Consider the following 10000-nt stretch of genomic DNA (forward strand, 5'->3'; position numbering starts at 1 on the left):
GGTGGCCCAAATGATAACATTTCTGATCCAAGAGCCGTCTTTCTGATGCGTTTTGTCCCAGATGAGACAGCGCCTAATAAAGAAAAGCCCGTCGTTTATCAGTTAAATATGCTTGATCCTGCTAGTTATTTTATGGCACAAAGATTTACTTTACGGGATAAAGACGTCCTTTATATTTCCAGCGCGAAGTTAACACGCGCTATAAAGGCTGCGAATATCGTTAACCAGATATTTGCACCACTCCTTATTGCAAGAGCGGCAGCATATTAATCTTTAGTCTGTTATCGGAGCTGGGTTGTAATCTGACGATATCCATCCAGCTCCAAGAATATTGTTCTATTTTTAGTCAATATTTTATCTTGCTTCCCTTGGAATAATCATAAAAACTGCTCTCCTTTGTAACAAAGTTTAGTCATGGTCTAAATTGGGAACAGGCCTTTAATTAAGGGGGGGCGTTATCATGGGGAATCAACAAATAGGTAAACTCGATAGTCAGGAAAGACGCGATATTTTAAAAAAAACGGCCACTGTGCTGACGGTTTCAGGGATTAGTAATATTATTCCAGAAATAGTGAATGCAGAGAATAATTCACCTTTATCGGGTCTTTTAGCAGAGTTTGCCCATGAAATTTTAATTCTGTCGCCAGAAATGGCGACCAGTTTAGGACTTGATAAGGGGCAGTTAGCCGAACTTGAAGCCAAACTATCGGATAATTCCCAAAAGGGTTTGGCCGAATGGTCTCGCCAAATTCGTTCTATGCGTCAAAAACTGGATAAGGTGAAAGCCAGTCTCAAGACTGAAAAAGACCAAATACAATATGAAACAGTTTCTTATGCTGTTGATCGAGGTCTAGACGGTCTTGATTTTTCTTATGGTGGAGGTGCCGCTGCTGGTTTTTCTGGTGGAACGGAGACCTATAGCCTTAGCCAACAAAATGGCGTTACTACCTCGATGGCTGATTTCTTGAATTCCCAGCATCGGATTGAGAATAAGGCGGATGTTGAAGCCTATCTTTTACGATTGCAGGCTTTTTCTCGACAAATTAAAGAGGAAACTGAGGAACTCAAGAGAGAGGCCTCTATTGGCGTTATTCCACCTAATTTTATTGCTCAAAAAGCCTTCGCACAAATGCAGGATTTTCGGGCTATCAAGGCCGAAGAGCAAAGTTTTGTTCAAAATTTAGATATTCGCGCAAAAAAAGCCGGTATACAAGGTAGTTTTTCGGATAAAGCTGCCAGAATTGTAAAAGATAGCCTTTATCCTGCTTTAGATACTGAACTGACAGAATTCTCAAAAATTCTGCCTAAGGCCGGAAATAATCCATCTGTTTCACGTTTGCCTGATGGGGAAGCTTATTATCATTGGGCGTTAAGATTAGGCACGACGTTGACGACATCTGCGTCGGATATTCATAAAATCGGTCTTGAACAGAATGAAATTCTGAAAGCCGAAATGGATAGCTTGCTTAAATCACAAGGATTTACCAAAGGAAGTGTCGGACAAAGATTACAGGCGTTAAGCAAAGATCAGCGCTTTATCTATCCTGATAATGATGCGGGTCGAGCCGAAATTTTGGATTATCTCAATGGAAGACTGGCGGCTATTCGGCCGTTGCTTCCCCAGTTATCACATTTGGGAATGAAAGCCCCAATTCTGGTTAAAAGAGTTCCACCCGATGTCGAAAAGGGTGCCCCTTTAGGTTATATGAATTTTCCGGCCTTAGATGGCAGCCGACCAGCTATTTATTACATCAATCTGGCCTCAACGAACTTATGGCCGCGCTATTCTTTGACAACTCTTACTGCCCATGAAGGCATCCCCGGTCATAGCTGGCAAGGCGCCTATCTAGCAGAACATCATAGTGAAATGCCTCTTATCTCTTCCATGATGGGCTTTAATGCCTTTGTTGAAGGCTGGGCGCTCTATGCTGAAAAGCTGGTGGATGAATTAGGGCTTTACGCAAATGATCCAGTCGGAAGGATCGGTTATCTCTTAGATCAGCAATTCAGAGCATGTCGTCTAGTGATTGATACCGGATTGCATTCTATGGGTTGGTCGCGTGATCAGGCTATCCGCTATTTGATTGATGAATGTGGTTATGTGGTGGATGCCGCGACTAGCGAAGTTGATCGTTATTGTGCTAGCCCAGGACAGGCCTGTGGCTACAAAATGGGACAGCTCGAAATTTTGAGGTTGCGCCAAAAGGCAAAAGAACAATTGGGATCGGCTTTTGATTTGGCCTCTTTTGATGATGCCATTGTCAAAACAGGCGGTGTACCTTTGCCTGTTTTGGGGGATGTGATCAATCGTTATATTGCCCGCAGTAAAGGTTAATAGACATAGAAAAAGAGCCCCAAGAAAGGGGCTCTTTTTTAAAGAAAATCAAACGCGTTTGACCCAGCCGTAAGGATCTGCTGCGCGCCCATACTGCAAGTTAATCAGAGATTCTCTTAGTTCATTAGCGACTGGATTATTAGCGCCATTTTCACCGATCTCAAAATCGCCATGTGTGTCGCACACTTTACCGATAGAAGTGATAACAGCGGCTGTCCCACAGGCGAAGGCTTCTAGCAATTTGCCAGACTTGGCATCTTCACGCCATTGATCAAGACTATAGGGCTGTTCCAGAACGGTATATCCCTTGTCTCGGGCTAATGCGATGATCGACTTTCTGGTAATTCCGTGGAGAATCGTGCCTTTCAGTGGGGGGGTAATCAATGTTTTGTCATTCATGACAAAAAAGACATTCATCCCGCCTAGTTCTTCGATCCAACGACGTTCGATAGCATCCAAGAAGACAACCTGTGCGCAACCATGAGCATAACCTTCGGCTTGGGCTGTCAGACTGGCTGCATAATTACCGCCACATTTGGCCGTACCAGTGCCACCAGGAACCGCCCGAACATGATTTTCGGAGACCCAAATCGGCACACCTTTGGTTGCATCCTTGAAATAGGAGCCAACCGTACAAGCAATAATCGCGAAAATATATTCTTTGGCAGGTTTCACGCCAAGGAAAGGCTGGCTGGCAATTTGGAAAGGACGGATATAAAGGCTGCCTACTTCACCATCGGGCACCCAGTCACGATCAATATCGACAAGCTTATGCACGGCATCCAGAAAGATTTCTTCTGGAATGGGTTCCATTGCCATAACTTCTGCTGAATGGCGGAACCGGCGGGCATTTTCCTCGGGGCGGAACAGCAAAATTTCATTTTCGGGACTGCGATAGGCCTTCATCCCTTCGAAAATTTCTTGCGCATAATGCAGCACTGAAGCGGCTGGATCGAGTGGTAACGGCTGGCGAGCCATAACCCGTCCATTATGCCATCCTTTTTCTTCGGAATAATGAATCACAACCATATGATCAGAAAAGGTTGTGCCGAAGCCGGGATTGGCCATCATTGCCTTGCGTTTATCAGCAGGCGTAGGATGGTCAGTGGGTTCTATCGTAAGAATAGAGGTTTCTTTCGTTTGAGACATATACTTAACCAATCTTGGTAAAGACAATGAAATGCTTTGTCTTTGTCCTTTAAGAAGCAGAAGTCAAATTCCGTGCAGCCTGCACGGTATTATTAAGAAGGCAGGCAATAGTCATGGGACCGACACCCCCTGGAACTGGAGTGATAGCCGAAGCAACCTTGGCCGCTTCGACAAAATCGACATCCCCGACAATGCGCGTTTTTCCTGCGGCCTTAGCAGTCTCATCCTCGACCGGAACCCGATTGATACCAACATCAATCACAACGGCACCCGGCTTGAGCCATGAGGCTTTGACAAAATGAGGAATCCCAACAGCGGCGACAACGATATCAGCCTGTTGGCATAATTCTTCCAGATTTTTGGTATGGCGATGCGCAATGGTTACCGTGCAATCGGCAGCCAAAAGAAGCTGCGCCATCGGACGGCCAACAATCGTTGATCGACCAATCACTAAAGCATTTTTGCCTTTTAGGCTTCCCAAGGTATGCTCGAGCAACATCATACAACCGGCAGGCGTGCAAGGCACTAAACTGGGCGTGCCTATTGCCAAGCGTCCTGCATTAACGACATGGAAGCCATCGACATCTTTGTCTGGATCAATAGCTTCAAGAATAGTCGGGGTATCAATATGTTTGGGTAAAGGTAGTTGAACCAAAATGCCATGGACAGCGGGGTCGTGATTGAGGGTTCCGATCAAATCGAGCAATTCTTGCTGACTGGCATTTGCATCAAGGCGATAGCTGAGGGAATTCATTCCGACAGCCGTGGTCATTTCTTCTTTTTTCCGTACATAGATACGGCTAGCTGGATCTTCGCCGACTAGGACAACCGCCAAGCCGGGAACGATGCTACGTTCTTTTTTGAATGCTTTGACATCTTCGGCAATTTTATTGCGTAAATTTGACGAAAATTCTTTACCATCAATAATTATTGCCTCAGTCATGAACAATCCTTACAACAAAAATATTAAAAGAATCAGCTTGGCCTTATGGGCTAAGCCACGCCCTATATAGGGGGATCGCTTTATTTTGGAAGAAAACAAGTCTTAAAAATACCATTGATAAAGAAAATAAATTATAATTCATCCGACTGAACGGCACCATTTTTAACCTGATGAGTTAGCTCTGATATATCTTGCGGTTCAATCGGTCGGAAAGAATCCCAATCATATGGCATCAAAAAAGACGGTTTCTTTATTTATTAAAGGTATGGAATGTGCGGCTTGTTCAAGCCGTATTGAGAAACGGCTAAACCGTCTTCCTGATGTCGAAGCCTCGGTTAATTTTGCGACCGAAAAAGCGCAGGTTGTTTTTGATCCAAGCGTAACGCAGATAAGTGACATTATAAAAATAATTGAGAAAATCGGTTATGGTGCAATCGAAGCTGAAAAAGTTGATAGTGAAAAGCAGCGTTTACTAGACCAGAAACTGAGAAAACAAACCCTCTATTGTTTTCTACTTGCCTTTTTTTGCAGTCTGCCTTTTCTGCTTCAGATGGTGATGATGTTTTTTCCTAACCATTCTATGGGAAAAACGGATTCTGAAATGCCGCGCCTTGTCCAATGGGGCTTGGCGACTATTGTTGAATTTATAGCAGGCGCCTCTTTCTTTAAAACGGCATGGAAATCGCTTCGTTCTGGATCGGCCAACATGGATGTTTTGGTCGTTTTAGGAACAGGGATGGCCTATCTTTATAGCAGCATCGTTACTTTCGGTGGCTTCAGGCATCTACATATTTATTTTGAAGCCAGCGCCATGATTATTACGCTCGTTTTATTAGGGCGCTTGCTGGAAGATATAGCCAAAAATCGAGCAGGCTCCGCGATGCAATCTTTATTGTCATTGCAACCACCGATTGGCCATATAGAAGAAGATGGACATATTTCAGATGTCGTTGTCAGCCAAATAAAAACAGGCAATATCCTTGTTATTCGTTCAGGTGAGCGAGTGCCTGTCGATGGGCAGATTATAGCCGGTGAATCCTCTTTCGATGAAGCCATGTTAACAGGCGAAGCAATGCCCGTTGTTAAGCAAGCCGGTGACACTGTTTTTGCTGCCAGCATCAATAAGGGAGGCGCTGTCAGAATAAAGGCCATCGCCGTTGGAGCACATACAGCCTTGGCAGGTATTATCCGAATGGTTGAAGAGGCTCAGGGATCAAAAGCGCCGATTCAAAAACTGGCTGACAAAATAGCTGGCCTTTTTGTTCCGGTTGTTATTGTCATTGCTTTTCTGACTTTTGTTGCCAGCTGGCTTTTGACAGGATCTTTTTCTTCTGCCTTGGTTTCAGCTGTTTCAACCTTGGTTATTGCTTGTCCTTGTTCTTTGGGATTGGCTGTTCCTACGGCAATTATGGTTGGTACGGGGGCAGGGGCTAAAAAAGGCATCCTTATTCGCAATGTCGATGCTTTAGAACGTGCTAAAAATATCAATTATGTGGTTGTTGATAAGACAGGAACCATTACGGAAGGTAAACCCGAGGTTGCAACAGTGGCCTGTAGCGCGGGTATAAAAGAAGAGGATCTCTTAACGGTTGCGACCTCTCTTGCTAGTCAATCTTCTCATCCTTTGTCACAAGCGATTGCTTCTTTTGGCCGAGACAAAGACATTACCATTTTTTTGCCTGACAATATACTGGAAAAGGCTGGTCTTGGTGTTACTGGAACGGATAAGAACCATCATAAAATCAGAATGGGCTCTTTACGTTTTCTGGAAGAATCCGGTATAAAAATTCAAGATTCCGCTTTATCTCGTCTTCATCAAGACGAGCATAAGAAAGAGAGTAGCTTTGTTTATATTGCCCGTGACAACCAATATTTAGGCTCTATCGCTTTGGCGGATCCTGTCAGACCCACTTCAAAAAAGGCTGTTGAAAGACTATATGGTTTGGGTATCGAAGTGGCGATGTTGACGGGTGATAACGACATCACTGCCCGAAAAATTGCCGAAAATGTCGGTATTCGTTATTACAAAGCTGGTCTGTTACCGGAAGATAAAGCAAACGAAATTCAGAGCTTGAAGAAACAAGGACGCTATGTTGGCATGGTCGGTGATGGTATCAATGATGCACCGGCTTTAGCCGTAGCTGATGTCAGTTTTGCTATTGGAGCCGGTTCCGATATTGCAATTGAATCGGCAGATATCATTTTAATGAAATCCAACCTTGAAGAAGTCGCCCTTGCGATATCTCTTTCAAGAGCAACCATGCGAAAAATGAAACAGAATTTATTTTTTGCTTTTATCTATAACGTGTTGGGCATCCCGTTAGCGGCTTTCGGTTTTCTTAACCCTGTTATTGCTGGAGCCGCGATGGCAATGAGTTCTGTTTCTGTTGTGAGCAACTCGCTTTTATTAAGCCGATGGTCGGCTTTTTCATCAGGAGATATTAAATGACCCGTGTGATTTTTCAAGTCGAAGGGATGCATTGCGAGAAATGTGTTAAAACGATTGAAGGTCATTTAGGCCAGTTGCAGGGTGTTTCCGCTGTTATAGCATCGTTAAAGAATAAAACCGTCACCGTAGATTATAATCATGACGAGGTGTCAGAAGACGTCTTGAGAAAAGAAATAGATGATTTAGGCTATGATATAGCCGCCTGATCTAAAAATAACAGCGGTTATTTGATAACCAAATCAGGATATTCCAGCCCACCTATCTTGGAGCAGGTGGACTGGAATTCTCTCCTTAATACTTGCGGTCAATTTATATCATTTGACGGAAAAGTAAATTTATATAATGTATTTTTTTGTAACTTAGATTAATTTTTTTATTAAGATATTCTTCATAGAGATAGTCGCATTTTTTCATTTTATCCTTATATAATAAAAATCGCCTAAACTCTGAAATTTTGACGATAGAATAGTCGAAAGCGAATTTAGTTTTGAATGAAACATCTCTTTGAACAAAAAGAGATAGCTAAATCGCGCAGCATGTAAATTACAATAAAATTTACTTTTAAATAATTCTGTTATTATTTTGTCTTTCATTTTAGAAAAATAGAATTAATCGAGGGTGATTTTTAAAAAATCTTTTTTCATTTTTTGATTAAATCTTTAAAATATTTCATTCCCTTTTTAAAAGAGCTGATTTAAAATTTTGTGCCTCGCGAGAATGATTTGAAACTAAACTTCTGCGTTTTTTGTTGATAAAAGCGCTTTGACCCAAATTAAGAAAATTGCATTTTAAGGGAGGATTAACTTGTTCAAAGGCTTGCACCCAATCCGTTACGGCAAGCGTGAAGTATGGCCTCTGATTGAAGGCGGGAAAGGTATCGCCGCATCGGATCATATGAGTGCAGGCGCTTGGGCGGCTGCTAATGGCATTGGCACAATTTCGGCTGTTAACGCAGATAGTTATGACGAAAATGGCCGAATTATTCCCCAAATATACCACAGCAAAACCCGTCCAGAACGTCATCAAGAATTGGTGCAATATGCCATAAATGGTGCCATTGATCAGGTTAAACGCGCCCATGATATTGCATCCGGCAAGGGTGCTATCAATATCAATATTTTATGGGAAATGGGCGGTTCCCAAACTATTTTAAAAGAAGTCTTGGAAAAGACTAAAGGGCTGGTGACAGGCATTACCTGTGGTGCTGGTATGCCTTATAAACTTTCCGAGATCGCAGCCCATTATCAGGTTTATTATTTGCCGATTGTTTCTTCGGCTAGAGCCTTTAACGCCTTGTGGAAACGTGCTTATTCTAAGGCACCTGAATTTCTAGCCGCTGTTGTCTATGAAGATCCGTGGCGGGCAGGAGGGCATAACGGCTTATCCAACGCCGAAGATCCAGCCTCACCGCAGCCGCCTTATGAACGGGTATATGCCCTCAGGAAGGTGATGCGTGCGGTTGGTATTCCCGATAGCATACCTATCGTTATGGCTGGAGGTGTTTGGCACCTTGAAGAATGGAATGATTGGATCGATAATCCCGAATTAGGCACGATCGCTTTCCAATTTGGAACGCGTCCGTTGGTAACACAGGAAAGTCCGATTTCCTTGCCATGGAAAAAACGTCTGATGCAGCTGGATGAAGGGGATGTCTTATTGCATCGCTTTTCACCAACAGGATTTTATTCTTCGGCCATCAAAAATAGATTTTTGAAAAACCTAGAAGAGCGGTCAGAGCGTCAAATCGCTTTTTCGGGTAAAGAAGCCGGTGATCATCAGCATCTATTGGATGCCGGTGTAAATGCCCGCGCCAGTTTTTGGGTCACTGAAGGTGATTTAAAAAGAGCGCGCCAGTGGGTGGAAGATGGTTATGTTTCGGCATTAAGAACGCCAGACAATACGCTTGTTTTTGTTACCACAGAAGAAATGCGGATGATCCGTAAAGATCAGGCTGCTTGTATGGGGTGTTTAAGCCAGTGTAATTTTTCTTCATGGACGGAAGCGGACAAAAATACGACAGGCCGTGTTCCCGATCCGCGAAGCTTCTGCATTCAAAAAACATTGCAGGATATTGCGCATAGTGATGAGATCGAAAACAACTTAATGTTTTGCGGTCATTCGGGGTATCGGTTTAAGACCGATCCTTTCTACGCGAATAATTTTATTCCTACGGTTCAGCAGTTAGTCGACCGTATTCTTACTGGAAAATAATATTTATCTGAAATTACCCTGTAATAAAACGCAGGGTAATTTTTGATAGCTATCAAAATAGAGCTTATTATTCGGTCATTTCATCGCATGGTCAAAATTTTTAAGGATACAACCACCTAGACCATGCGTTCAGTCATAAATCCCAATCATAAGAGGGACGTTATGACTAGACCCAATCTTCAGACTGAATCAGGCCGTATTGTTGGTGATAACCAAAATAGTATCACCGCAGGAAAACGGGGGCCAACCCTCCTCCAAGATGTCTATCTTATTGAAAAATTAGCACATTTTAACCGCGAGCGGACACCGGAAAGAGTTGTTCATGCCAAAGGATCGGGCGCTTTTGGTGAGCTGACTGTAACCGCTGATATTACCCGCTATACAAAAGCCAAAATCTTTTCAGAAATTGGGAAAAAAACGCCGATGTTTGCCCGCTTTTCTACGGTTGGCGGAGAGAGAGGCTCGGCAGATACGGTGCGTGACCCGCGCGGTTTTGCCTTGAAATTTTATACTGAGGAAGGAAATTGGGACTTAGTCGGGAACAATACTCCCGTCTTTTTTATCAGAGATGCGATAAAGTTTCCGGATTTTATCCATACGCAAAAGCGTAACCCACAGACGAATTTAAAAGATCCCAAGATGGTATGGGACTTTTTCTCGCAAAGTCCTGAAAGTTTGCATCAGGTTCTTATTCTCTTTTCTGATCGTGGTATTCCTCTTAGTCATCGCTTTATGCATGGCTTTTCTAGCCATACCTATTCGATGATCAATGAAACCGGAGATATCCATTATGTGAAATGGCATTTTCTGTCACAGCAGGGTATCAAAAATTTGAAGGCCGAAGAAGCTGAAAAATTGGCAGGTAGCAATCCCGACCATTATCAGGAAGATCTCTTTTCTTCGATTGAGAAAG

General features: G+C 43.2%; 7 protein-coding genes and 1 pseudogene. 6 read left to right on the top strand and 2 right to left on the bottom strand.

The window, feature by feature from the left end:
- Together LDL18_RS01655 and LDL18_RS01660 are read left to right on the top strand one after the other, a co-directional pair.
- Positions 1-270, top strand: a pseudogene (locus LDL18_RS01655) (polysaccharide export protein); the annotation flags it as partial.
- 190 nt (positions 271-460) lie between these two features.
- On the top strand, positions 461-2335 hold the full coding sequence (locus LDL18_RS01660) for a DUF885 family protein (RefSeq protein ID WP_296506480.1): 1875 nt from the start codon (positions 461-463) through the stop codon (positions 2333-2335).
- A gap of 48 nt (positions 2336-2383) precedes the next feature.
- On the opposite strand, the gene LDL18_RS01665 is transcribed toward LDL18_RS01660, so the two are convergent.
- Positions 2384-3484, bottom strand: coding sequence for a branched-chain amino acid aminotransferase (locus LDL18_RS01665; RefSeq protein ID WP_296506482.1), 1101 nt, complete (start codon positions 3482-3484; stop codon positions 2384-2386).
- A 49-nt stretch (positions 3485-3533) separates the two neighbouring features.
- Complete coding sequence (gene folD / locus LDL18_RS01670; protein WP_296506484.1) at positions 3534-4427, bottom strand: bifunctional methylenetetrahydrofolate dehydrogenase/methenyltetrahydrofolate cyclohydrolase FolD; 894 nt, start codon at positions 4425-4427, stop codon at positions 3534-3536.
- A 226-nt stretch (positions 4428-4653) separates the two neighbouring features.
- Here folD and LDL18_RS01675 point away from each other — a divergent pair, with 226 nt between their 5' ends.
- The 4 genes from LDL18_RS01675 to LDL18_RS01690 all read left to right on the top strand — a co-directional run.
- Complete coding sequence (locus tag LDL18_RS01675; protein ID WP_296506486.1) at positions 4654-6876, top strand: heavy metal translocating P-type ATPase; 2223 nt, start codon at positions 4654-4656, stop codon at positions 6874-6876.
- Positions 6873-7082: a copper ion binding protein gene (locus LDL18_RS01680; RefSeq protein WP_296506488.1), complete on the top strand. Its 210-nt coding sequence runs from the start codon at positions 6873-6875 to the stop codon at positions 7080-7082. The genes LDL18_RS01675 and LDL18_RS01680 overlap by 4 nt, the downstream gene beginning before the upstream one ends.
- Before the next feature lie 598 nt (positions 7083-7680).
- Positions 7681-9087, top strand: coding sequence for a nitronate monooxygenase (locus LDL18_RS01685; RefSeq protein ID WP_296506490.1), 1407 nt, complete (start codon positions 7681-7683; stop codon positions 9085-9087).
- Between the two features lie 162 nt (positions 9088-9249).
- The coding region (locus LDL18_RS01690; protein ID WP_296506492.1) for a catalase at positions 9250-10000 on the top strand (751 nt) is incomplete at its 3' end.

Source organism: Zymomonas sp. (assembly GCF_020216885.1).
Lineage (GTDB): Bacteria > Pseudomonadota > Alphaproteobacteria > Sphingomonadales > Sphingomonadaceae > Zymomonas.